This window comes from Actinomadura sp. NPDC048032 (genome assembly GCF_040653175.1).
Classification (GTDB): Bacteria; Actinomycetota; Actinomycetes; order Streptosporangiales; family Streptosporangiaceae; genus Spirillospora; species Spirillospora verrucosospora.
The window spans coordinates 1-22,206 of the sequence record NZ_JBEZJP010000102.1; the positions used below are offsets into that span (position 1 = coordinate 1).

22 protein-coding genes and 1 pseudogene are annotated in these 22,206 nt (G+C 75.3%); 9 read left to right on the plus strand and 14 right to left on the minus strand.

The annotated features are described in order from the left end of the window. The 7 genes and pseudogenes from AB0C69_RS16270 to AB0C69_RS16300 all read right to left on the minus strand — a co-directional run. Positions 1-689, minus strand: a pseudogene (locus tag AB0C69_RS16270) (hypothetical protein); the annotation flags it as partial. Beyond that, positions 686-1,366 carry a CBS domain-containing protein gene (locus AB0C69_RS16275; RefSeq protein ID WP_360354092.1) on the minus strand — a complete coding sequence of 227 codons (681 nt, stop codon included), beginning with the start codon at positions 1,364-1,366 and terminating at the stop codon, positions 686-688. The gene AB0C69_RS16275 and the pseudogene AB0C69_RS16270, both read right to left, overlap by 4 nt. Before the next feature lie 28 nt (positions 1,367-1,394). Continuing rightward, a complete protein-coding gene (locus tag AB0C69_RS16280) occupies positions 1,395-1,838 on the minus strand; it encodes a universal stress protein (RefSeq protein ID WP_360354094.1) in 444 nt (147 codons plus the stop codon). Positions 1,839-1,963: 125 nt separating this feature from the next. Beyond that, positions 1,964-2,743 carry a sulfite exporter TauE/SafE family protein gene (locus tag AB0C69_RS16285; protein WP_360354096.1) on the minus strand — a complete coding sequence of 260 codons (780 nt, stop codon included), beginning with the start codon at positions 2,741-2,743 and terminating at the stop codon, positions 1,964-1,966. A gap of 33 nt (positions 2,744-2,776) precedes the next feature. Further along, positions 2,777-3,361, minus strand: a complete 585-nt coding sequence (locus AB0C69_RS16290) for a rhodanese-like domain-containing protein (RefSeq protein WP_345172050.1) — start codon at positions 3,359-3,361, stop codon at positions 2,777-2,779. 55 nt (positions 3,362-3,416) lie between these two features. Further along, entirely contained in the window at positions 3,417-4,802 is a 1,386-nt protein-coding gene (locus AB0C69_RS16295; RefSeq protein ID WP_360354098.1) for an MBL fold metallo-hydrolase, read from the minus strand. A 100-nt stretch (positions 4,803-4,902) separates the two neighbouring features. After that, positions 4,903-5,184 (minus strand): metal-sensitive transcriptional regulator, encoded by a 282-nt coding sequence (locus AB0C69_RS16300; RefSeq protein WP_345172054.1) that lies wholly within the window; start codon positions 5,182-5,184, stop codon positions 4,903-4,905. 166 nt (positions 5,185-5,350) lie between these two features. Between AB0C69_RS16300 and AB0C69_RS16305 the strand changes: the two genes are divergently transcribed. The 3 genes from AB0C69_RS16305 (at position 5,351) to AB0C69_RS16315 (ending at position 7,220) form a co-directional block, all read left to right on the plus strand. Further along, positions 5,351-5,764, plus strand: coding sequence for an OsmC family protein (locus AB0C69_RS16305; RefSeq protein WP_345172056.1), 414 nt, complete (start codon positions 5,351-5,353; stop codon positions 5,762-5,764). Positions 5,765-5,859: 95 nt separating this feature from the next. Then, positions 5,860-6,705 carry a universal stress protein gene (locus AB0C69_RS16310; protein ID WP_360354100.1) on the plus strand — a complete coding sequence of 282 codons (846 nt, stop codon included), beginning with the start codon at positions 5,860-5,862 and terminating at the stop codon, positions 6,703-6,705. A gap of 44 nt (positions 6,706-6,749) precedes the next feature. Next, entirely contained in the window at positions 6,750-7,220 is a 471-nt protein-coding gene (locus AB0C69_RS16315; protein ID WP_345172504.1) for a cyclic nucleotide-binding domain-containing protein, read from the plus strand. 42 nt (positions 7,221-7,262) lie between these two features. Here AB0C69_RS16315 and AB0C69_RS16320 read toward each other — a convergent pair whose 3' ends face one another. The 4 genes from AB0C69_RS16320 to AB0C69_RS16335 all read right to left on the minus strand — a co-directional run bounded on the left by AB0C69_RS16320 (position 7,263) and on the right by AB0C69_RS16335 (position 10,817). Next, positions 7,263-8,147: a universal stress protein gene (locus AB0C69_RS16320; RefSeq protein WP_360354102.1), complete on the minus strand. Its 885-nt coding sequence runs from the start codon at positions 8,145-8,147 to the stop codon at positions 7,263-7,265. A 90-nt stretch (positions 8,148-8,237) separates the two neighbouring features. Next, on the minus strand, positions 8,238-9,011 hold the full coding sequence (locus AB0C69_RS16325) for an FAD:protein FMN transferase (RefSeq protein ID WP_353834169.1): 774 nt from the start codon (positions 9,009-9,011) through the stop codon (positions 8,238-8,240). Beyond that, complete coding sequence (locus tag AB0C69_RS16330; RefSeq protein WP_345172064.1) at positions 9,004-9,432, minus strand: FMN-binding protein; 429 nt, start codon at positions 9,430-9,432, stop codon at positions 9,004-9,006. Before AB0C69_RS16330 ends, AB0C69_RS16325 begins: the two co-directional genes overlap by 8 nt. Before the next feature lie 26 nt (positions 9,433-9,458). Then, positions 9,459-10,817, minus strand: coding sequence for a ferric reductase-like transmembrane domain-containing protein (locus tag AB0C69_RS16335; protein ID WP_360354105.1), 1,359 nt, complete (start codon positions 10,815-10,817; stop codon positions 9,459-9,461). 114 nt (positions 10,818-10,931) lie between these two features. Here AB0C69_RS16335 and AB0C69_RS16340 point away from each other — a divergent pair, with 114 nt between their 5' ends. Then, positions 10,932-11,672 carry a response regulator transcription factor gene (locus AB0C69_RS16340; protein WP_345172068.1) on the plus strand — a complete coding sequence of 247 codons (741 nt, stop codon included), beginning with the start codon at positions 10,932-10,934 and terminating at the stop codon, positions 11,670-11,672. Continuing rightward, positions 11,669-13,084 carry a HAMP domain-containing sensor histidine kinase gene (locus AB0C69_RS16345; RefSeq protein ID WP_360354107.1) on the plus strand — a complete coding sequence of 472 codons (1,416 nt, stop codon included), beginning with the start codon at positions 11,669-11,671 and terminating at the stop codon, positions 13,082-13,084. The genes AB0C69_RS16340 and AB0C69_RS16345 overlap by 4 nt, the downstream gene beginning before the upstream one ends. Positions 13,085-13,146: 62 nt before the next feature. Here the strand turns inward: AB0C69_RS16345 and AB0C69_RS16350 are convergent, their stop codons facing one another. Next, positions 13,147-14,265, minus strand: coding sequence for a class I tRNA ligase family protein (locus AB0C69_RS16350; RefSeq protein ID WP_360354109.1), 1,119 nt, complete (start codon positions 14,263-14,265; stop codon positions 13,147-13,149). Between the two features lie 144 nt (positions 14,266-14,409). Between AB0C69_RS16350 and AB0C69_RS16355 the strand changes: the two genes are divergently transcribed. Beyond that, positions 14,410-17,052 (plus strand): GNAT family N-acetyltransferase, encoded by a 2,643-nt coding sequence (locus AB0C69_RS16355; RefSeq protein ID WP_360354111.1) that lies wholly within the window; start codon positions 14,410-14,412, stop codon positions 17,050-17,052. A 75-nt stretch (positions 17,053-17,127) separates the two neighbouring features. Here AB0C69_RS16355 and AB0C69_RS16360 read toward each other — a convergent pair whose 3' ends face one another. Further along, on the minus strand, positions 17,128-18,489 hold the full coding sequence (locus AB0C69_RS16360; protein ID WP_360354113.1) for a wax ester/triacylglycerol synthase family O-acyltransferase: 1,362 nt from the start codon (positions 18,487-18,489) through the stop codon (positions 17,128-17,130). A 40-nt stretch (positions 18,490-18,529) separates the two neighbouring features. Continuing rightward, positions 18,530-19,111 (minus strand): hypothetical protein, encoded by a 582-nt coding sequence (locus AB0C69_RS16365; RefSeq protein ID WP_360354115.1) that lies wholly within the window; start codon positions 19,109-19,111, stop codon positions 18,530-18,532. Between the two features lie 278 nt (positions 19,112-19,389). Here AB0C69_RS16365 and AB0C69_RS16370 point away from each other — a divergent pair, with 278 nt between their 5' ends. The 3 genes from AB0C69_RS16370 to AB0C69_RS16380 all read left to right on the plus strand — a co-directional run bounded on the left by AB0C69_RS16370 (position 19,390) and on the right by AB0C69_RS16380 (position 22,155). Next, complete coding sequence (locus AB0C69_RS16370) at positions 19,390-20,112, plus strand: hypothetical protein (RefSeq protein WP_360354117.1); 723 nt, start codon at positions 19,390-19,392, stop codon at positions 20,110-20,112. Positions 20,113-20,390: 278 nt separating this feature from the next. Then, entirely contained in the window at positions 20,391-21,167 is a 777-nt protein-coding gene (locus AB0C69_RS16375; protein ID WP_360354119.1) for a universal stress protein, read from the plus strand. A 121-nt stretch (positions 21,168-21,288) separates the two neighbouring features. Further along, positions 21,289-22,155 (plus strand): universal stress protein, encoded by an 867-nt coding sequence (locus AB0C69_RS16380; RefSeq protein WP_345172084.1) that lies wholly within the window; start codon positions 21,289-21,291, stop codon positions 22,153-22,155. Positions 22,156-22,206: the final 51 nt, after the last annotated feature.

A 22,206-nucleotide genomic window follows, 5' to 3' on the forward strand; every position in this document is an offset into this window, starting at 1 on the left:
TAGGTGATCTCGCCTCCGGTCACCGCGGCGTAGAACGCGGCGAGGGCGGGCGGCTCCAGGCAGTCGAGGATCCGCGGGCCGTCGTCGAGGCAGAAGACGTCGCCGGCCAGCAGGTCGCCGTGCCCGTCGACCACGCGGCCGTCGGCGATGCGGGCGTCGAACAGGGGTTCGCGGCCGGCGAGGAACTCCTCCGCGAGGTCCTCGGTCTCGGCGGCGGCCGCGGCGTCCAGGACGGCGCCGTGGAACGGCCGGACCTGCTCGAAACTGTCGTGCCAGCGCCCTCGGACGGCGTCGCGGGTCTCCTCGGCCGCGATGCGGGGACCGCGCGGCGCCCTGGCGTGCCAGGCGGCCAGGATCCGGGCGGTGTCGCGCAGCGCGTCCCGCACCGGCGCGCCGGCCCGGACCAGGGTGGACAGGCGCCGGTCGGCGGGCATCCGCCGCATCACGACCAGGTGGTCGCAGACGTCGCCGCCGGGCCCGCGCACGTCGGCGACGCCGAGATAGACGTCGGGGGCGAACCGCCGGTTCAGCCGGACCTCCTCGTGGCAGGCGCGCTCGCGCAGCTCACGGGTGCTGAAGTCCAGGAACCCCAGGTCCACGGGCTTCTTCAGCTTGTAGGCGCGGTCCCCGGCGAAGAACACCACGCCGATGTGGGTCTCGGCGACGGCGGCGTCCTCCATGGGCCTCATGCCCTCGGGTGGAGGGCGGGGCCGGTGTCGTCGTAGTCGTAGCCGAGGGTCGGGACGACGTCGACGACGCCTTCCGTGGCGGCGGCCATGCGCACGACGATCGGGATCAGGCTCTTCCGCTCCACGCGCCCGGTGAGGTGGACGACCCCCTCCTGGACGCGGACGTGCACCTCGGCGGGGTCCAGCCAGAGCCGGGAGACCAGGACGTCGTCGATGATCTCGTCCCGGATGTCGTCGTCGGAGCGGTGGAACACCGAGAGCAGGTCGCGGCGGGCCACGATCCCGGCCAGCCGGCCGTCCCTGACGACCGGCGCGGCCTTGAAGCCGTGGGCGTTCAGCACGCGGGCCGCCTCGGCGACGGGCGTGCCCGGCGCGACGGTGACGACCGGCGCGCTCATCAGCCCGCGGGCGTCCGCGGCGGTGGCCCTGGCCCGCGCCTCGTCCTGGGCGCGGCGCAGCAGCCGGGGCCGGCGCGGTCCCGCGCCGCCGCCGTACTCCTCCCTGCGCAGGAGGTCGGCCTCCGTGACGATGCCGGTGAGCCGGCCGTCGTCGTCCATGACGGGCACCGCGCTGACGCGGTGCTCGGCCATCGCGTCGGCGATCTCGGTGAAGGGGGTGTCCTCGGAGACCGTCACGACGCTCCTGGTCATGACGTCCCCGACCGTGCGGCGCTTCATGGCTCTCCTCCCGGGCTCGCCGCGGGCCTCAGAGGCCGTCGCCGGCGGTGGCCCTCTGGTCCGCGCAGATCACGACCTCGCAGCGCGCCCGCTCCCGCACGATCGGGACGGTGTCGCCGCCGAGCGGATTGCCGTGCTCGGAGTGCGTCCGGGCGCCGACCACCAGAAGTTCGGCGCGCTCCGCCGCCCCGGCCAGCACCGGGCCCGGCTCGCCGTGCAGGACGCGCAGCCGGGTGGTCAGGTGCCGGGAGCGGGGGATGAGCCGGGCGACCAGGCGGCGCAGCCGCAGCCACTCCCTGATCGCGTTGAACGGGCGCCGCGCGGGGCCGTCGCCGGGCTCCATGACGCGGACCACGTCCAGGCGCGCGTGGCGTTCGGAGGCCTCGCGGGCGGCGCGGCGCAGCGCGGCCATGGAGTTGGGGGAACCGTCCACCCCGACGACGACGGACCGTTGTTCGGGCACGACCCACATCAGCGACCTCCCTCAGTCACCTCCACCCTCCCGCCCGGCGGGATCCGCGGGTCAGTGCCGAGCGTCCCCCCGAATCAGGACTTTTGGCCTGATCTGGGCATCCGGCGCGGGTCGGCGCCGCCAGATCATCCGGTGGCTCCCGGATGGAGGAGGGCCTGCGCGGCCACGAAGGCCGCGACGGCGAAGACCAGGTAGGCGAACCAGCGCCGCAGCCGGTCGGCGTCCAGGCGCCGGGCGAGGCGGGCGGCGGTGAGCGACCCGGCGACGGCCGCCAGGGTGAAGGCCGCGATGACGCCGTAGTCCAGCGTCGCGTCCCCGGCGTGCGCGGCGAAGCCGGCGATCGAGTTGACCACCACGATGACCAGGGAGGTGCCGACCGCCGCGGCCATCGGCAGGCCCAGCCCGACGACCAGGGCCGGGATGATGAGGAAGCCGCCGCCGACGCCGAAGAGCCCGGTCAGCACGCCGACGGCCGCGCCCGCGCCGATCGACTTGGGCAGGCAGGAGCGCCAGTCGACGCCGCCGCCGGGCAGGGCGCACGCCCCGCCCAGCCGGTCGCCTCCGGCCAGCATCCGCCAGCCCGCCGTCACCATGAGCGCCGCGAAGCCGAGCAGGACGGCCTGGTCGGGCAGCAGGCGGTTCAGGGCGGCGCCGCCGAAGGCGGCCACCGCCCCGGCGGCGCCGAAGACGCCCGCGATCCGCCAGCGCACCTGCCCGGCGTGGACGCGGGGCAGCGCGGCCGTGGCCGAGGAGATGCCCACGACCAGCAGGGACGCCGGAACCGCCGAGGCCAGCGGCAGGCCCGCCCCGTAGACGAGGGCGGGAACGGCGAGGATGGAGCCGCCGCCGCCGAGCAGCCCGAGCAGGACGCCGATCAGGGCGCCGAGGACGAGCGCGGTCAGCATGTCGTCACCTCCTTGGCGGACGCGGCCGGCGGGTCAGGGGCGCTCCGCGGCCAGCGCGCCCAGGACGGCGGCCATGTCGCACTTCGGCCCGCGGTTGTAGGGGAGCTTGGACAGGGCCATCCCCATGGCGCACGTGTTGGACAGGGCGGCGAAGGTGAGGCCGCCGCCGATGGCCGCCGCGAGCCACTTGGCGCGCGGGACGGTCGTGCTGGCCAGCACCGAGCCGAGCACGATCGAGCCCGCGACCAGGCGGACCTGGCGCTCCAGGTCCCAGCGGGGGCGTCCCGCGGCGACCGGTTCGCCCGCGGCCTGCCAGGCGCCGATGCCGCCGTGCAGGACGCGCAGGTTCGGCAGGCCCGCGGTCGCCAGCGCCCGCGAGGCCTGGCCGGCGCGCTGCCCGGAGCGGCAGACGAGCACCACCTGCTCGTCGAGGTGGGCGCGCAGTTCGGCGCGGTGCTCGCGCAGCAGGTCCAGCGGGACGTTGTAGGAGCCGGGGATGTGCCCGGTCTCGAACTCGCCCGGCGTCCGGACGTCGATGAGCCGCGGCCGGTCGACGGAGTCCAGGAGTTCGCGCAGGGCGGGGACGTCCACGGTGGACGCGGTGGGCGGGGTGGTCACGGAGTCTTCTCCTGTGTCGTGGTGTCGGATCGTCGTGCGGTGTGGTCGGTCCGGGTCAGCGGTCGGTGATGGTGAGGCCCGCGGGCGCGGCCTCGGAGTAGGCGTCGTCGATGTGCACGGTCGGGATTCCGGCCCGCTGGAGCAGGCTGGTGGCCGCGGCGGCCCGGTAGCCGGAGCCGCAGTGCACCCAGATCGTCCCGTCGGGCAGTTCTTCGAGCCGCCCGGTCAGCTCGGGCAGGGGGATGTGGACGGCGCCCTCGACGTGCCCGTCCCTCCACTCGTTGGTCATGCGCACGTCCAGCACGGCGTCCGGTGCGGGGAGGTGCCGGGGGACGCGGCCGGCGCGGGCGGCGGCCAGGTCGCCGAACGTGGCGACGGGCGTCTCGCGCAGCCGGCCGGCGTCGCCGCCGGCCCACTGCTCGGGCTCCCCGGAGGCCGCCGCGGCCGGGCGGTCGACGCCGATGCGCGCCAGCTCCCGCTGGGCGGCGGCGATCTGCTCGGGGCTGTCGCCGAGCAGGGTGAGGGGCGCGCCCCACGGCGCCAGCCAGCCGAGCCACGTCGACATCGCGCCGTCCAGGCCGAAGCTGAGGGTGCCGGCCAGGTGCCGCTGCGCGAAGGCCTTGCGGGAGCGCAGGTCGACGACCCATTCCCCGGCGGCGATGCGGTCGCGCAGCTCGGCGGGGTCGGCGGTCCGGGCGGGAGTGAGGTCGAGCAGGTCGGCGCCGGCGCTGTTGCGGACGCCCATGTGCGCGTAGTAGGCGGGGTAGGCGTCGAGCCCCTCCAGGGTCTGGGTGACGAAGTCGTCGGCCTCCAGCCGCAGCGCCGGGTTGGCCCGCCGCTCCTGGCCGATGGTCGAGGACGCGGCGTCGGACTGGCTCGCCGAGCAGAAGCTGCCGAACCCGTGCGTGGGCCAGACGTGCGCGCCGTCGGGCAGCAGGTCGGCCAGCCGCCGCGCCGACGCGTGCTGCCGCTCGGCCAGCAGGTGGGCGTGCTCGGAGCCGAGGAGGTCGGTGCGGCCGGTGGTGCCGAACAGCAGCGAGCCGCCCGTGAAGACCCCTTCGGGCCCGCCGGAGCCCGACAGGATGTAGGACAGGTGGTGGAAGGTGTGCCCCGGGGTGGCGACGGCGCGGATGCGCAGCGCGTCGGAGACGGCGATCTCGTCGCCGTCGGAGAGGGCGGTCCGCTCGAATTCGACGTCCTCGTCGGCCGAGAGCAGGTACGCCGCCCCGGTCGCCCTGGCCAGGGCCAGCCCACCGGAGACGTAGTCGTTGTGCAGGTGGGTCTCGGCCACATGCGTGATGCGGACGTCCAGCCGCCCGGCGAGGGCCAGGAAGCGGTCGATGTCGCGCTGCGGGTCGACGACCAGCGCCACCCGCCCGTCGTGGGCGAGGTAGCTGCGGTCGCCCAGGGACGAGGTCTCGACTACCTGGACATGTACCATCTGCGTTCACTCCTTATACCCCGGGGGGTATGCTTCGGTCAGATCGCGGCCATGGTCGTATCCCCTCGTCGAACGATGAGGGGCGGCCCTTTCGCCGTCCTCAGGAAAGGGCGAGGAAGAGCTTCTCCAGGCGCTCCGTGCTGATCGGCGGCTTCTCGCCGCGGTCGGCCGCCGCCTGGCAGTGCCGCAGCCCGGTCGAAATGATCTTGAACCCGGCCCGGTCGATCGCCTTGGAGACCGCCGCAAGCTGGGTCAGCACCCGCTCGCAGTCGTCGGCGTTCTCGATCATCGAGATCACCCCGCCCAGCTGGCCGTGCGCCCGCCGGAGCCGGGTCAGCGCGTCCGCCAGGGCGGTCGCGTCCATCTCCAGATGCTCTTCCATCGTCCACCTCCGGCGCCCACCATACCCCCTGGGGTATCCGTTCGCGCGTGAGGCACCTCACGCCCCCACCGGGACCTCCGGCAGGACGTTCGGCTCTACCTGCGAAGACTCCCGAAAACGAGGCTTGGGTCCAAGCGAGGAACCGTCAGCAGAGGAGGTGGCACCGATGAGCGAGATGCTGGTCGTCCACCGTGAGGACGACGCCTTCGCGGTGATCGTCCGCGACCACGTGATCCACGTGGACCAGCCGTACATGGGGGGAGGCATGGACGCCGGGCCGACGCCGGTCGAGCTGTTCGTGGCGTCCCTCGCCGCGTGCACCGCGCACCACGCCCGCCGCTACCTCAAGGCGCGCTGCCTGCCCGCGAACGGGCTGGAGGTCGCCGTCGACTACGCGATGAGCCCGGAGGGCCCCGCCCGGGTGTCGCGCGTCGAGCTGCGCCTGCGCCCTCCCGTCCGGCTGCCCGACCGGGACGTGGGAGGACTGATGGCGGCCGTCATGGCCTGCACGGTCCACAACTCGATCCTCGACGCCCCCCGCGTCGGCGTGCGCCTGGAGAGCGAGCTCACGGCGGCCTGAGCGGCGCCGGAGGTCCCGCCGCCGAGGGCCGTTCGGCCCTGGGGAGCGGATCCCCGCGGGCGGTGGAATGGAGGCGGACCGAGGAGGAGGGCGTCATGAGCCACGTCGTCGTCGGATACGACGGAACGAGTGAGAGCGACCGCGCCCTGCGCTGGGCGGTGGAGGAGGCCCGGCTCCGGCGGCTGCCGCTGACGGTGTGCCACGCCTGGCAGTGGCCGTATCCGATCCACTTCAGCGACCGCGAGGGCGTCGCCATCGTCCGCCGGATGGGGGAGCACATGCTCGACCACGGCGTGGCGCTGGCGCATGAGCTGGCCCCCGGCCTGAAGGTGCGCAAGCGGCTGGACACCGGAGGCCCCTCGCTGGCGCTGCTGAACCAGGAGCCGGACGCGGATCTCCTCGTCGTCGGCTCGCACCCGCCGGAGGAGAGGTCCGTCGGGTCCACCGCGCTGCGGGTGGCTGCCCAGGCCGACCATCCGGTCGCGGTCGTGCGCTCGGCCTCCTCTCCCGACGGTCTCGTGGTCGTGGGCGTGGACGGGTCCCGGGGCGCCGACGCGGCGCTGGCCTTCGGGTTCGAGGAGGCGGCGCTCCGCGGCTGGCGGCTGCGGGCGGTGTACGGGTGCTGGGATCCGGGTGCCGCGCCCGACGACGACCTGTCGCTGTTCGGCGATGAGGACAAGCTCCGCCACGTGTGCGGAACGGTCCTGGAACGGGCGGTCGCGCCCTGGCTGGTGAAGTACCCCCTGGTGCAGGCCGCGACGTCGCTGGTGCTCAGGTCGCCCCGCGAGGCCCTGCTGGAGGCGGCGGAGAGCGCGACGCTGACGGTGGTGGGCTCGCGCGGCGCCGGCGCCGTCAAGGCCCTGACGCTCGGCGCGACGAGCGACGCGCTGCTCAAGCACGCGCCCTGCACGATCACGATCGTCCCGCAGCGGGCCGGATGACGCCGGACGGCGCAGAACACCGAAGGTAGGCGAGCCAAGTGAGCATGGTGACCGCGGCCGATCTGGCACGCGAGCCGTTCTTCGACGGTATGCGGAGCCCGGACCTGACCAGGCTGGCGAAGGCGGCCCGGCACACCGACATCCCCGCGGGACGCCGCATGTTCGCGGAGTCCGCCGCGGCCGAGCGGTTCTGGCTCCTGCTCGACGGGAGCGTGGCCGTCGACATGAACCTTCCCGACGGCGGGACCCTCGTGGTCGACACCTTCGGGCCCGGGTCGGTGGTGGGCTGGTCATGGCTGTTCCGCCCGCACCGGTGGCGGTTCGGCGCGGTCGCGAGCACGCCGGTCCAGGCGATCGAGTTCGACGGCCGGCTGGTCCGGACGCTGAGCGCCGTCGACCCGTCCCTCGGCTACGAGCTGACGCGCCGCTTCGCCGAGCAGGTCGTCGGCCGCCTGGAGGCGACCCAGACCCGGCTCGCCGAGGCCGCCCCCGGCGCCCTGGGCCGCGCGGTATGACCCTTCGGACGCTGTGACCCTTCAGCCGGGGCGGGCGGCGTGTCAGTCGCGGGGGCGGACGACGGCGACGGGGCAGTGGGCTTGGTGGACGACGCCGTGGCCGACCGATCCGAGCGGGAACGAGCGGCCCCGGGACCCGACCACGACCAGGTCGGCCTCCGCCGAGGCCTGCGCGAGCGTCTGGACCGGGTGGCCTGTGACCACGTCCTCGACGACCTTGAGGTCCGGGGCGCGCCCGCGCCACGGCGCCAGGGCCGCGGCCAGGCGGTCGTGGCGGCCGTTGGCGGCGAGGTGGACGTCCGCCCCCGAGCCGGCGGCGGGCCGCCAGGCGTGCAGCACGCGGAGCCGGGCGCCGCGGGCGGCGGCCGCGGCGAACGCGTGGCCGAGCGCGGGGGCGGGGTCCTCCGCCAGGTCCAGGCCCACCACGACCTCGCCGATGGGGGTGTCCGAGTGGCCGCGGACGATGACCACCGGGCCCGGGTAGTGCCCGGCCAGGTGAAGACCGGTGGAGCCGAGCAGCAGCGAGGCGAAGCCGCCCCGGCCGCGATGCCCGACGACGACCTCGGCGGCCTCGCCGGCGTAGAGCCGCAGGCCGCCCGCCACGGTCCGGTCGTGGACGAGCATCGTCTCGACCTTGAGGCGGGGGTGCCGCCGCAGGGCCGCGTCCCGCCCGGCGCGCAGCACCGGGTTCCAGGCGTCGACGAGTGACTCGGCGTCGCCGCCCGTGTCGCCGGGCGCGGTCCTCGTCGGGGTCTCCAGGACGTGGAGGACGTGCAGTTCCTTGCCGAGGCGCGCGGCCTCGTCGGCCGCCCAGCCGATGGCGCGTTCGGAGGAGGCGGAACCGTCGGTCCCGACCAGGACCGCGCGCACGCCTGCGGTGCCCGACGATGGGGGGCCGTCAGGCCCGAAGGAGGAGGGCTTTGCCATGAACACAGCGTCGTCCGCGCGCTCGCTCGGCCGTAGGGACCTTGGTCCCCGCCTCGGACGGCGACGGTCCTTTCGCCCCGGGTCCGGCCCTCAGCCCCTCCTGGAAGGAAGCAGGGCGAAGTCCTCGAAGCCGGGCGTCCACCACAGGCCGCCCTCGGACGTGACGCCGAGCGCCTCGATCCCCGGGCGGGCCTCGAGCCAGGCGCGGGCGGCGTCGCCCATGGCGAAGGCCGCGGTGGCGAGCGCGTCGACGTCGGTGAGGTGGCGCCCGACCAGCGTGACGGAGACGAGGCCCGCGGCGGGGAGCCCGGTGCGGGGGTCGAGGATGTGCCGGCCGCGCTCGGCGGTGCCGGACGTGGCGACGGCGATGTCGCTCCCGGACACGGCGGCGATGAGGCTGCCGCGGTCGCCGGGGTCGGCGATGCCGATCCGCCACGGTTCGCCGGGCCCGGCCTCGCCGCGCGCCTGCACGTCGCCGCCGCCGTTCACGCAGTGGTCGTGGGCGCCGGCGTCGTGGAGGATCGTCGACGCCCGCTCGATCGCCCAGCCCTTGACCACGCCGCTGGGATCGAGCCGGCCCCCCGGTTCGCAGGTGAACGCGCCGCCCGTGGCCCGTTCGAACTCCGCGCCGAGGCGCAGGACCTCGGCGACCTCGGGATCGCACTCGCCGAGCCCGGCGCGGCCGTCCGCCAGGCGCGTGACCTGGCTGTCGGGGCGGTAGGGGGAGAAGACGCGGTCGACGTGGTGGAGCCAGGCGACGGCCTGCGCGAGGGCCGCGGCGATGGCCGGCGAGCGCGGCGTGCGGACGTCGAAGGAGAACACCGTCCCCATCGCGTGCTCCACGTGGCGGATCCCCTCAGGCACGGGCGCTGTCCAGGGCGCTCTGGAGGGACGTGATGTATCCCTCGCTGGTGTAGGTGGCGCCGGACACGGTGTCGATGCGCGCGCTGCCCGCCGCGAGGGCCTTCTTGGTGAGCTTGGGGAGGGCGAAGGAGGCGATCTCGCGGTCGCGGCCGTTCTCCGACGGCGAGCGCAGGACGCGGACTCCGGTGAGGTGGCCGCCCGACATCGTGATCTCGACCTGGACGGGCCCGTAGCGGGTGTCGACGCTCTCGCCCCGGTAGGTCTTGCTCACCGGGTTCGCCCCGCCGCTCGTGCCTCCGCTCGTCCCGTTGCTCGTGCCGCCGCCCGCGGTGGGCGGGGGCGCCACGGCGGTGTCGTGGTGGTGCGGCTTCAACGACAGCAGCAGCACGACTCCCGCGATCGTCGCGCTCGTGGTGAACACGGCTCGGCGCATAGGGTGCGGACCTCTCAGAACTCGAAGGATTCGGATCGGACGTGGCGGCGTCGCACGCCGGCCTGCTTCAGCGCGCCCTGGGCGGCGGCCATCATGCCGGGCGGCCCGCACAGGTAGACGTCCCGGTGCCGGATGTCGGGGACGAGGTCGCGCAGCGCCCGGCCGTCCAGCGACAGGGAGTAGTGGGACGGCTCGTCGACGAAGTAGTAGGCGCGTGCGCCGCGGACGCGGGCGATGTCGTCGAGCTCGCCGCGCAGGGCCAGGTCCTCGGGCCGGCGGGCGAGGTAGACGAGGGTCACGTCACCGGGCAGGGTCTCGAACAGCGTCCGCAGCGGGGTGATGCCGACGCCGCCGGCGATCAGCAGGGCCCGGTCGTGGTGCGGCCGCGCCCCGGTGAACCCGCCGTAGGGCCCCTCGGCCCAGACCCGCGTCCCGGGGCGGAGCCGGGCCAGCGCACGGCTGTGGTCCCCGGCCTCCTTGACGGTGATGCGGAGCCGGTGCCCGCGGGGCGGCTCGGACAGCGAGTAGGGGTTGGCCGTCCACCAGAAGCCCGGGGCGAGGAACCGCCAGCGGAAGAACTGGCCCGGTTCGGCGCGCAGCTCGTCCAGGTGGCGGCCGCTCATGTAGACGGAGACGACCCCGGGCGCCTCGGCGTGGACGGCGGTGACCCGCAGCCCGTGCCGGATCCCGCGCACGGCGGGCATCAGGAACCGGAACCAGGCGAGGGTGACGGCGACGCCGATGTACAGGGTGTACCAGGCGGCCTTCGCCAGGGGCGATCCGGCGAACTGGGCTCCGTTGGCGAGCTGGTGCGAGAACGCCAGGAAGATCGCCAGGTAGGTCGCGAAGTGCAGGTAGTGCCAGGTCTCGTAGCGCATCCGCCGCCGGGCGGCCCTCGCGGACGTGATCCCGATGCCGAGGAGGAGCAGGAACCCGGCCGTGCCCTTGATCATCTCCGGGTAGTCGACGACCACCGTCGCCGTCTCGTGGACGACGTCGGTGTGGGCCGTCACCGCGTACCCCCAGATGATCAGGAGGGCGTGCGCCAGCGCGAGGCAGACGGTGTACCGCCCGCCCATCGCGTGCCAGCGGGCGAGCCGGTCGGTGCCCACGCCCCGTTCGAGCGCCGGCACGCGGGCCATCAGGGCCAGCAGGACGGCGCAGCCGTATCCCGCCAGCAGCCCGGTGACGCGCCCGGCCTCGGTCAGCCAGCCGTCCAGACCGGTGATCGAGCCGGTGCTCCGCCACCACAGCGCCAGCACCGCGAGCGCGCCGGCGTAGATCAGTACCTGCGGCCACCAGTGCGGGACGCGCCATGACGGCCGCCTGACCTGCGGGGTCGGCCGCATGATGTCGTACCTGGTCGTCGTCATGGCGGCCACCCTGCCAACGCAGTTTCTGAGTTCCCTCTGACACGATGGGGAATGGCGTCTCTCAGAGCCTTTTCAGAGGGAAGGCAGAGGTTGGAGAGGGATGCTGGTCCGACCATGACAAAGGACGAACCCGCGGTGGCGGGCCTGCGGCGGGCCGACGGGACGCCCGTGCGGGTCCTCGTCGTCGACGACGAACCGGACCTGGCGGAGGTGCTGTCGCGCGTGCTGGCCTCGGAGGGCTGGTCGGTGCGGAGTGCCGGGGACGGCGCGGGCGCGCTCGCCGCCGCGCGCGACTTCCGCCCCGACGCCGTCGTGCTGGACGTGATGCTCCCCGACATCGACGGCCTGCAGGTGCTGCGGCGGCTGCGCGCCGACTCGCCCGAGGTGTGCGTGCTGTTCCTGACCGCCAAGGACGCCGTCGAGGACCGCATCGCCGGCATCACCGCGGGCGGCGACGACTACGTGACCAAGCCGTTCAGCCTGGAGGAGGTGCTGGCGCGGCTCCGGGGGCTGCTGCGCCGGGCGGGCATGGCGCGGACGGCCGGCACGGACCGGCTGCTCACCGTCGGCGCCCTGGCCATGGACGAGGACGCCCGGGAGGTGACCCGCGACGGAGAGGTCGTGGAGCTGACGCCCACCGAGTTCGAGCTGCTGCGGTTCCTGATGCGCAACCCGCGCCGGGTCCTCAGCAAGGCCCAGATCCTCGACCGCGTCTGGGACTACGACTTCGGCGGGCAGGCCCACGTCGTCGAGCTGTACATCAGCTACCTGCGCAAGAAGATCGACGCGGGCCGGGCACCGATGATCCACACGGTGCGCGGCGTCGGGTACGTGCTGAAGCCGGGGGCCTCGTGAGGGGCCTGCGGACGCTGCGGGCCCGGCTCACCGCCGGGCTGCTCGTCCTGCTGGCGCTGAGCTGCCTCGCCGTGGGCATCGCCACCGCGACGGCGCTCGACCGGTTCCTGATGGGGCGGCTGGACGAGCAGCTGACCGCGTCCGGCGGGCGGTTCCCGGCGAGCCTCGAACACGAGCGGCGCCATGACGCCGACAACGGTCCGGACACCCGGGGGCAGGCGCCGGGGACGTTCGGCGCGCGGCTGTTCCGCCGGACGGTGACGGAGGCCGCGGTCGTGCGCGACAGCTCCGACGTGCCCGTGCCGCTCGACGCCGCCGACCGGCGCGCCCTCGCCGCACTCCCGCCCGACGGCCGGGCGCGCTCGCTCGACCTGTCGGCGCTGGCGGAGTACCGGATGATGGCGCTCCGCGGCGACGACGGGGACGTCCTGGTCACCGGGCTGCCGCTGCGGCCCGCCGAGGAGACGCTGCGCCGCGTCATCCTGGTGGAGGCGATCGTCTTCGCGGCCGTGCTCGCCGCCGCCGGGATCGCGGCGGCGGCGTGGGTCGGGCTGGCCCTGCGCCCGCTGCGGCGGGTCGCCGCGACCGCGTCCCGGGTGACCGAGCTGCCGCTGGCCAGCGGGGAGGTGGCGATGCCCGAGCGCGTCCCCGACACCGATCCCCGCACCGAGGTCGGGCAGGTCGGCGCCGCGCTGAACCGGATGCTCGGCCATGTCGAGAACGCGCTGGCCCGCCGGCACGCGAGCGAGGAGCGGCTCCGCCGCTTCGCCGCCGACGCGAGCCACGAGCTGCGCACCCCCGTCGCCGCGATCCGGGGCCACGCCGAACTCGCCCTGCGCACCACGGAGCCCGTTGCGCCCGAGGTGCGGCACGCGCTGGGACGGATCGAGGCCGAGTCGGTCCGGATGTCCGAACTGGTCGACGACCTGCTCCTCCTCGCCCGCCTGGACGCCGGCCGCCCGCTGGAGACGGACCAGGTGGACCTGACCCGCATCGTGCTGGACGCCACCGCCGACGCCCGCGCCGCCGGCCCGCGGCACCGCTGGGAACTGGTGCTCCCGGAGGAACCGGTGACCGTCACCGGGGACGCCCGGCGCCTCCACCAGCTGGTCGCCAACCTGCTGGCCAACGCGCGCGCCCACACGCCTCCCGGCACCCACGTCACCGTGAGGCTCGCGGACCGGGGGGACGCCGTGCTCCTCGACGTGGAGGACGACGGCCCCGGCATTCCGGCCGGCCTGCGCGAGGAGATCTTCCAGCGGTTCGTCCGCGCCGACCAGAGCCGGTCCCGCAGCGCGGGCGGCACGGGACTCGGACTGGCCATCGTCCAGGCGGTGGCCGCCGCCCACGGCGGCCGCGCCGAACTCGTCGAGGCCCAGCACACGCTGTTCCGCGTGACCCTTCCGCACTGAGTCAGCGGCCCGCCCGCACCCTGCGCCGGACGCGGGACATGCGCCGGCGTCCGTGCGGCCGCTCAGCCGAGGGCCAGGATCCGCGTCACCAGGCGAGCGGTCCGGCCGCCCTCCTGCTCCGCCACTTCGAGCGCCGTCCGCACGTCGAGGTCGTCGAGCAGCGCCCGCGTCACGGCGGCCTCCGCCGCGGGGGAGGAGCGGCCGCGGCCCGCCGCCGCGAGGAGGCGGTCCAGCCCCTCCGCGGCGCGGTCGAGGGCGCCGGGCGTGTACTCCCACTCCCGCGCCCAGGGCTCGGCGAGAAGCATGAAACGGACCGCGGAGGCCGGGTGGTCCTGGACCAGATCGGAGACCAGCACCAGGTTGCCGGTGGACTTGGCCATCTTGGCGCCGTCCCGGCGGACCACCCCGACGTGCAGCCAGGCCCGGGAGAACGGCCGCACGCCGGTCAGCGCCTCGGCCATGGCCGCCTCGTAGGCGTGGTGGGGGAACCGCAGGTCTTCGCCGCCGGCGTGCAGGTCCAGCGCCGGGCCGAAGGCCGTCATCGCCATCGCGGCGCACTCGGCGTGCCAGCCGGGCCGCCCCGCGCTCCAGGGGCTGGGCCAGGCGGGCTCGCCCGACCGCGACGGCCGCCAGACCGCGACGTCGAACGGGTCGTCCCTGCCGGGATCGTCGGGCGCGTCGCCGTACTCGGCGAGGAGCGCGCGTGCCCGGCCGGCGTCGAGGCCGGCGCGCCGGGGGACCTCGCCGCCGCGGAAGTGGACCGCGCCGCCCCGCACGTAGGCGTGTCCGGAGGCGAGGAGTCCCTGGGCCAGCGCGACGACCTCGCCGACATGGTTGTGCGCGCGGGGCTGGTGGTCGACGGCGTGGACGCCGAGGACCTCCAGGTCGCGTTCGAAGTAGAACTGCTGGACGGCGGCGAAGCTGTCGTACGGGCTGCCCGCACGGTGCGCGGCCTGGTCCAGCACGTCGTCGACGTCGGTGACGTTCCGGCACACGCGCACCTCGCCGCCGGCGTGCCGCAGGACCCGGGCGGCGACGTCGGCCCAGACGAAGGTGCGGGCATTGCCGAGATGGGTCGCGTCGTACGGGGTGATCCCGCAGACGTACATGCGGGCGGGGCCGACGACCGGAAGGGGGCGGCCGCCGATCCGCAGCGTGCGGCCGGGCGAGTTGAGATCCACGAGAGCGCCGCTCCTCAGGATGGCGGAACCGGTGTTCCCCCTGTCCTACCCGGCGGGCCTCTCCGGGGCGTGGGGACGAAGGTCCCGACGACCCGTGACCTTGGGACGCTGACCGGCCGCGCCGCCCCGTCCGACGCTGGGGGCATGACGGAGAGCCTTTCCGGCGCGCGTGTCTTCGCGCTGCTGACCGACGGGACGCAGGTCGAGATCCGGCGGCTGGGGGAGGCGGACCGGGCGGCGGTGCGCGACCTGCACCGCGGCCTCAGCGAGGAGAGTCTCCACCTGCGGTTCTTCGGCCTCAACCGGGCCGTCTCCGAGCAGGTCGCGGGCCGGGTCTGCCGGACGGACGGCGACGGCCACGCCGCGCTCGGCGCGTGGCTGCGCGGCGGACTGGTCGGCGTCGCCGAGTACGAGCCGACCGACGTGCCCGGAGAGGCCGAGTTCGCGATGGCGGTGGCCGACCGGATGCACCACCGCGGGGTCGGGACGCTGCTGCTGGAGCACCTCGCGTCCGTGGCCCGGGACCACGGGATCGTGGCCTTCCGCGCCGACACGCTGGCCGAGAACACCGCGATGCTGCGGGTCTTCGCCGACGCCGGGCTGACGGCGCGGCGCCGGTTCTCGGGAGGCGTGGTCGAGCTGACCCTGCCGCTGGTCTCCGACGAGCGCTACCTGGACGCGGTGGCCGAGCGGGAGCGGCGCGCCGACGTCGCCAGCCTGGAGCCGCTGATGCGGCCGCGGACGGTCGCGGTCGTCGGCGCGTCCCGGCGGCCGGGGACGGTCGGCGCCGAGATCCTCCGCAACCTCCTCTCCGCCGGCTTCGGCGGCGCCGTGTACGCGGTGAACCCGCACGCCGCCGGCGGCGACCTGCACGGCGCGCCGTGCGTGGCGGCGCCCGCCGACCTGCCGGAGCGGCCCGACCTGGCCGTCGTCACCGTGCCCGCCGGCGCGGTGGTCCGCGCGGCGGCCGAATGCGGGCGGTACGGGGCCCGCGCGCTGGTGGTGGTCAGCTCGGGGCTGACCGCCGGCCAGGGGCGCGACCTGCTGGCGGTCTGCCGGGAGCACGGCATGCGGCTGGTCGGCCCGAACTGCCTGGGGACGGCCAACACCGAGATCTCCCTCGACGCGACGTTCGGCGCCCGGCACCCCGTTCCCGGGGGCGCGGGGGTGGTGGTGCAGTCGGGCGGCGTCGGGATCGCGCTGCTGGAGCAGCTGTCCCGGCTGGGGATCGGGATCTCCTCGTTCGCCTCGGTCGGCGACAAGTACGACGTCAGCTCCAACGACCTGCTCATGTGGTGGGAGTCGGACGAGACGACCCGGCTCGGCGTCCTGCACGTGGAGTCGTTCGGCAACCCGCGCAAGTTCGCCAGGACGGCCCGGCGGGTGGCGGCCCGGATGCCGCTGCTGACCGTCCTCGCCGGGCGGTCGGCGCCCGGCACGCGGGCGGCCGCCTCCCACACCGCGGCCGCCGCGACCCCCGAGATCACCCGCCGGGCCCTGTTCGAGCAGGCGGGCATCGTCGCCACCGACGACCTCGGGGAGCTGGTGGACGCCGCCGCGCTGCTGGCCGCCCAGCCGCTCCCGGACGGGCCGCGCGTCGCGGTGGTGTCCAACGCGGGCGGGGCGGGCGTGCTGGCGGCCGACGCCTGCGCCGACGCCGGACTCTCCGTTCCCGTCCTGGCGCCGGCGACGCGGCGCCGCCTCTCCGGCCTCCTGCCCGCGTGCGCGGCGGTCGCCAACCCGGTCGACACCACGGCCGGGGTCTCCGCCCAGCTGTTCCGGAGCGCCCTGGACGCGGTCGCCGCGGACGGGTCCGTCGACGCCGTCCTGGCGCTGGTGGCGCCGACCGCGCTCGCGGACCTGCGCGGAGCGCTCGGCGGCTGCGGCAAGCCGCTCGCCGCGGTCGTGCTCGGGCAGCCCGAGACCGTCGTGGTCAACGAGCGCGGCGTGCCCTGCTACGCCTACCCGGAGAACGCCGTCCGCGCGTTCGCCCGCGCCTTCTCCTACGCGCGGCGGCGGGGCGCCCCGCCCGGCGCGCCGCCCGCGCTGACCGGGCTGATGCCGGTCGAGGCGGCGGGCATCATCGACGGGTTCCTGTCCGCGAGACCGGAGGGCGGCTGGCTGCCACCCGTCGGCACCTTCCGGTTGCTGGAGTCCTACGGGCTTCCGCTCGCCCCCTGGTGCTGGGCGCGCACAGAGGAGGAGGCCGCGTCGGCGGCCCGCGAGATGGGCGTCCCGGTGGCGATGAAGGCGCACGTGCCCGGAGTCGTGCACAAGACCGCCGCCGGAGCCCTGCGGCTCGGTCTGGACGGCGACCGCGAGGTCCGGGAGGCGTTCGGGAGTCTCGCCGGACGGTTCGGCGGGGCCCTGGAGGGCGTGGTCGTCCAGGCCATGGTGGACGAGGGCGTCGAGGTGCTGTGCGGCGCCGTCCAGGAAGAGGTGTTCGGAGCCGTCGTGGTCTTCGGTGCGGGCGGCGTCGACGCCGACGCCCTGGCCGACCGCACCGCCCGCCTCGCCCCGCTGACGGAGCGGGAGGCCGACGACCTGATCCGCGAGCCGCGCCTGTCCGCCCTGCTGCTCGGCCATCCCGCCCGCCCCGCGGGCGACCTCGCCGCCCTGCGCGACCTCCTGCTCCGGCTGTCCAGGCTGGCGGCCGAGCATCCCAAGATCGCCGAGCTCGACCTCAATCCCACCGTCGTCCGGCCCGACGGCGCGGTGGCCGTCGACGCCCGTGTCCGGCTCCTTCCCCGGCGCGCCTGGGACCCCTACCTGCGCCGCCTGAGATGACGGGACGCCGCGTACGATCCTGGTGAACGCCGTGTTCGCGCCGCCCCACCGAGTTCCGCCGCCGCGCGCGGGCGGTCATGCCGGAACCTTCCGCGCCGCCTCCTTGAGGAGCTCGTCGACGCCCTCGCGGATGCCCGCGCACAGGATCGGCAGGTCGGGCAGGGCGTCGCGGTCGCCGGTGATCCCGAACGACAGGACGCCGTCGTAGGAGATGATGCCGACGGAGACGCGCGACCCGGCGGCGATGGGGATGTAGGGGTCCATCTCCAGCATCCGCCGCCCCATCGCGTACAGCGGGAACGAGGGGCCGGGCACGTTCGTGACGATCGTGTGGACCAGGGGCTGCCGCAGCCGCAGCGCCGTGCGGGCCGCCACGGCGAGCAGCCCGGGGGCGGCGCCGACGAGCCGCAGGAAGGCGTCGAGCCCGGCCGCCTGGTCCGCGCTCTTCGCGCCGTCCATCCGCTCCCGCAGCAGGTGGAGGCGGCGCAGGGGGTCGGGCTCCCCGCAGGGCAGGTCGACCAGCACCGCCGACACCCGGTTCGTCAGGATCCCGCGCTCGTCGGGCGACCGGACCGAGACGGGCACCAGGGCGCGGACGGCCGACTCCGCGGTGAGCACGCCCCGGGCGGCCAGCAGCGACCGGAAGCCGGAGGCGGTCGCGGCGAGCACGACGTCGTTGACCGATCCGCCGAGGGCGCACCTGATCCGGTTCACCTCGTCCAGGCCCGCGCAGGTCCGCGACCAGCGCCGGAGGGGAGCGGTCGGGCCGTTGAGCGAGGACGCGCCGGGGCCGGTGAGGCGCGCGGCGTAGCCGGGGGCCGCGCCCGCGACGGCGATCGACTCGCGCAGGGCCGGGAGGAAGAGCCGGGCGGCCTGCCGGCCGAACCCCCTCAGCCGGTCCGCCACGGCGCCGCGCACGACGGCCCGCGCGGACGGTTCCGGGGCGGGCGTCCACAGCCGGGGACCGGCGGGCGACCATCCGGGGCCGGCGTCGAGCAGGACGCTCAGCAGGTCGATCCCCGCGAGCCCGTCGACCATGCAGTGGTGCACCTTGGAGATCAGGGCCCAGCGTCCGTGCTCCAGCCCCTCGACCAGCCACACCTCCCACGGGGAGCGGGTGAGGTCCAGCCGCCTGCCGAGGACGCGGCCCGCCAGCTCCCGCAGCTCGTCCGGGCCGCCGGGCGCGGGCGCCTCCACGTGCCGGACGTGGTCCGCCATCCGGAAGCCGCGGTCGTCGATCCAGACCGGGTGCGCGAGGTGGAGCGGGACGGTCCGGACGCGCTGCCGGCAGCGGGGAGCGAACCGGAGCCTGGCGAAGATCTCCCGGACCAGCTCCGCGTGGCCGGGCGCGGGGCCCTCGAACACGGTCACCGTGCCGATCTGGAGCGGCGTGGTGTCGTTGTCGGCGAAGAACATCCCCGCGTCCAGCGCGCTCATCCGCTGCATCGTGCACCTCCGGCGTGCCGTCTCGGGTCTCCTAGGTCGAACGGGAGCGGCGGTCGAAGTCGGCCCACTCCTCGTCCCACTGCCGGTACCGGCGCCTGTCGCAACCCCAGCGGAACGCGAGGTAGACGGTGAGCATCGGCAGCCCCGTCACCGCCAGGACGGCCGCGCCGGCCGACACGTCGTCACCGATCGTCCGCGCGTGCTTCCGCGGGCCCATCTCTCCGAGGGTGTGGCGGGGACCCGTCCAGAGCACGCGGTGCTCGCCGACCACGGTCGCGCGCCAGCTGGTGTACCGGCCGTTGTGCGGAGTGCCGTCCGCGCCGGTCCAGACCACGTTGACCTCGCGTCCGGACTCCAGCTGCGTGACCCCGACCACCGTCGCGTCGACGCGGTGGCGCGTCGCGGCCTCGTACCGTTCGGCGCGGACCCCCGCGGCATCGACGGACGAGACCACGTGGGCGCAGGCGATCGGTGCGGCGACCAGGAAGAGCAGGAGCAGAAGGAGCCCGACGCGCCACTGCACCCGATCGACCCTCCGCCGCAGGTCGTTGCCGTCGAGCCCGCAGCGGCGCCGCAGGCGGTCCGCGTGTGTGCCGGCGTCCGGCGGCCTCATGCCTGCTCCCCGGGTCGATGACCGAACGACCTCGGAAGTCGCCCGGAACGGCTCATCCCTCCAAGTACCTCCAGCCTTTCCCGGGGACGCGCCGGGCGCCACGGACGGATGTCCTCGACGCCGCGGCCCGAAGGTCCCTTTCTCCGGTCCGGCGACGGCGCACCGCCAGGTCAGAAGGGACGAACGTCCCCGGCCGGCATGGCGAAGGCCTCTGCCGGACCGGACCACCGCCCGCCAGCGTGGAACTCGAGCGGTCATCGACTGGGGGAGGACTCGCCATGAGCAAGAGGGTTCGCGGTCTCGCGCTCGCCTGCGGCGCGGCAGCCGCCTACGCGGCCGCGGTCCGTCCCGCGCTGCTGTCCTGGGGGGCCACCGACACGGAGGCGGAGACCTCGTATCCGAGCGACGAGCTCATCGAGAACGCGACGAGCCAGTCCACCATGGCGGTGTCGCTGCCCGCGCCGCCGGAGGCGGTCTGGCCGTGGCTGGTGCAGATGGGATACGGGCGGGGCGGCTGGTACAGCTGGGACCTGCTCGACAACAGGGGGCGGCCGAGCACGGACCGCATCGTTCCGGAATGGCAGGATCTGGCGGCGGGCGACCGCGTGCCCACGGTCCCCGGCGGGACGACCTACTTCCGCGTCGAGGTCCTCGATCCGGGCAGGACCCTGGTGCTGCGGAGCGACATCGAACTGCCGTCCGGAAGGTCGTTCGACCCGCGTGGACCGAAGCCTCGGGCGTACGCGGACGGGCTCTGGGCCTTCCACCTCCACCGCCTGCCCGACGGGTGCACGCGCCTGATCGTGCGGACGCGCGGACACGGGGTGCCGTCGGTCCCGGACCGCCTGTTCACCTGGCTCCTCGGGGAGCCGGCGCACTTCATCATGCAGCACAGGCAGTTCCGCGAGCTCCGCCGGCGCGTCGCCCGGCGCGGGTTCGCCGGTCTGGAGGACGCGGAGGCCGCCCCGCCCCGCCGAGGGGACCTTCGGCTCCTCCGCTGACCCGCCCGCCGGAGCACATACTCCCGTCCCGGGCCCGAGGCGAACGAAGGACTTTCGTCCCTGTACCGGGCGCCGGCGGCGAGATGGAATGAAACCGGGCGAGAGAAGTCGAGCGGAAAGGGACGGAGAAGTGGGAGACCACGCACCGTCCATCTCGAAACGCTGCCTAAGCGGCGGAGGGCTTCTCCCGCCCCCTTCACGTTCCGCGGACGCCGTCTCCCGGCCACCGGCCGGGAACGCCTTTTGCGGATCCATCCGGACGGGGACGGGGGTTCGCGATGTCCGACGGAAGCGGCGCGCGCGAGGTGGTCGTCGGATTCGACGGGTCGGTGTACGCCATGCAGGCGCTGGACTGGGCGCTGGACGAGGCGGAGCTGCGCGGATCTCCGCTGGTGCTGTGCCACGCGTGGCACTGGCCCTACCAGGGGGTCGCCCCCGAACTGGAGGAGGCGGGCCGGCGGTCGCTGCACGAGGCGGCGCAGCACGTGCTGGCCCACGGCGTCGAGTGCGCCCGGCAGCGCACGGCCGGGGTCGCGGTCAGGCCGGTGTCGGAGGAGGGGTCGGCGGCGGAGCGGCTCACGGAGCTGTCGGCCGGCGCCGAGCTCCTGGTGCTCGGGTCCCGCGGGCTCGGGCGGCTCGCGCGCGTGCCGGTCGGCTCGGTCGCCGCCCACGTCGCAATGCACGCGCGATGCCCGGTCATCGTGGTCAGGGGCGTGGGCGCGCTGCCCCGCCCCGGAAGCCCGGCGCCGGTCGTGGCCGTGGTGGACGGTTCGCCCGCGGCGCGGAGCGCGCTCGCGTTCGCCGCGCGTGAGGCGGAGCTGCGGCAGCTTCCCGTGAAGACCGTCTCCTCGGGCGCCGAGGGGGAGGAGGCGCCGGGGGCGGACCTCGGGCACCCCGAGAACCCGCTCGCCCCTCCGCCCGAAGCGCTGCGGGAGGCCGCGCAGGAGGCGCGCCTCCTGGTGGTCGGGGCCGCGCATCCCGCGTTCGGCTCGGTCGCGCAGTGGCTGCTGTACAACGCGGTCTGCCCGATCGCCGTGGTGCCGCTCGCCGGGTGACGCGGGTGGCGGACGAGGGCCGAAGGTCCCTGATCCTGCGGACCGTCGCCCCTCCTGCGCGGGGCCGCGGCGGGCGAGTCTGGACTCGACCCGGCAGGAACCCCCGAAGGAGAGTTCGCACATGAACGACGAGCCGATCACCGGAGTGGTCGTTGGCTACGACGGCTCCACGGGCGGTGTGCAGGCCCTGGAGTGGGCCGCCGCCGAGGCCCGCATCCGGGGCCTGCCCCTGACCGTGCTCCACGTGTGGGACGTCTACGTCGGGGGCGGCCCGATCGCCATGCCGGTCGTCGACCTGCGCGCCGTGGCGGAGGAGAACCTCGGCAACGGGGTCGAGCACGTCCGGAAGGTGGCGCCGGGGCTGAGCGTGCGGGGCGTGCTGGCGCGGGGGCAGGCGGCGGCGCGGCTGATCGAGGCCGGGCACGGCGCGGACATGCTCGTCCTCGGCCCGCGGGGGCTCGGCGGGTTCGTCGGGCTGGTGCTCGGTTCCGTCGGCGCGCAGGTGGCCGCGCACGCCCCCTGCCCGGTCGTGATCGTCCGGGGCGACCTCGTCCCGCCGCCGGAGCAGGTGCACGGGCACGTCGTCGTCGGCGTGGACGGGTCGCCGGCGTCGCGCGAGGCGCTGGCGCTGGGCTTCGCCGAGGCCGCCGCGCACGGCTGGGACGTGCGCGCGGTCGTCGCCTGGGAGGCGGTGCCGGAGAAGGAGGTGCCCCCGCTGGTGGACGAGGCGGGGATGCGGGACGCCGCCGCGGCCAGGATGGCCCGGCTGATGATCCCGTCGCGCGAGCTCCACCCCGACGTGAAGGTCCAGATCGACATCGTGACCGGGGCGCCGCGCGAGGTGCTGCTGGCCGCCGCGGAGGAGGCGCGCCTGCTGGTCGTCGGCTCGCGGGGCCTCGGAGGCTTCCGCGGCCTGCTGCTCGGCTCGGTCAGCCACGCCCTGCTGCACCACGCGCCCTGCCCGGTCGCGGTCGTGCACGCGGCCTGAGCAGGGCGGGCGGCCGGTCCGCCGCCCGGACGGGCTTCCGCGGGACCGCCG

Excerpts from the sequence above, each read along its gene's own strand:
- AB0C69_RS16315 (WP_345172504.1), top strand. The coding sequence starts at position 6,750 with ATGGTGACCGCGGCCGATCTGGCACGCGAGCCGTTCTTCGACGGTATG.
- AB0C69_RS16275 (WP_360354092.1), bottom strand. The coding sequence starts at position 1,366 with ATGAAGCGCCGCACGGTCGGGGACGTCATGACCAGGAGCGTCGTGACG.
- AB0C69_RS16335 (WP_360354105.1), bottom strand. The coding sequence starts at position 10,817 with ATGACGACGACCAGGTACGACATCATGCGGCCGACCCCGCAGGTCAGG.
- AB0C69_RS16370 (WP_360354117.1), top strand. The coding sequence starts at position 19,390 with ATGAGCAAGAGGGTTCGCGGTCTCGCGCTCGCCTGCGGCGCGGCAGCC.
- AB0C69_RS16300 (WP_345172054.1), bottom strand. The coding sequence starts at position 5,184 with ATGGAAGAGCATCTGGAGATGGACGCGACCGCCCTGGCGGACGCGCTG.
- AB0C69_RS16295 (WP_360354098.1), bottom strand. The coding sequence starts at position 4,802 with ATGGTACATGTCCAGGTAGTCGAGACCTCGTCCCTGGGCGACCGCAGC.
- AB0C69_RS16280 (WP_360354094.1), bottom strand. The coding sequence starts at position 1,838 with ATGTGGGTCGTGCCCGAACAACGGTCCGTCGTCGTCGGGGTGGACGGT.
- AB0C69_RS16365 (WP_360354115.1), bottom strand. The coding sequence starts at position 19,111 with ATGAGGCCGCCGGACGCCGGCACACACGCGGACCGCCTGCGGCGCCGC.
- AB0C69_RS16340 (WP_345172068.1), top strand. The coding sequence starts at position 10,932 with ATGACAAAGGACGAACCCGCGGTGGCGGGCCTGCGGCGGGCCGACGGG.
- AB0C69_RS16310 (WP_360354100.1), top strand. The coding sequence starts at position 5,860 with ATGAGCCACGTCGTCGTCGGATACGACGGAACGAGTGAGAGCGACCGC.
- AB0C69_RS16355 (WP_360354111.1), top strand. The coding sequence starts at position 14,410 with ATGACGGAGAGCCTTTCCGGCGCGCGTGTCTTCGCGCTGCTGACCGAC.
- AB0C69_RS16320 (WP_360354102.1), bottom strand. The coding sequence starts at position 8,147 with ATGGCAAAGCCCTCCTCCTTCGGGCCTGACGGCCCCCCATCGTCGGGC.
- AB0C69_RS16285 (WP_360354096.1), bottom strand. The coding sequence starts at position 2,743 with ATGCTGACCGCGCTCGTCCTCGGCGCCCTGATCGGCGTCCTGCTCGGG.
- AB0C69_RS16380 (WP_345172084.1), top strand. The coding sequence starts at position 21,289 with ATGAACGACGAGCCGATCACCGGAGTGGTCGTTGGCTACGACGGCTCC.
- AB0C69_RS16375 (WP_360354119.1), top strand. The coding sequence starts at position 20,391 with ATGTCCGACGGAAGCGGCGCGCGCGAGGTGGTCGTCGGATTCGACGGG.
- AB0C69_RS16305 (WP_345172056.1), top strand. The coding sequence starts at position 5,351 with ATGAGCGAGATGCTGGTCGTCCACCGTGAGGACGACGCCTTCGCGGTG.
- AB0C69_RS16360 (WP_360354113.1), bottom strand. The coding sequence starts at position 18,489 with ATGAGCGCGCTGGACGCGGGGATGTTCTTCGCCGACAACGACACCACG.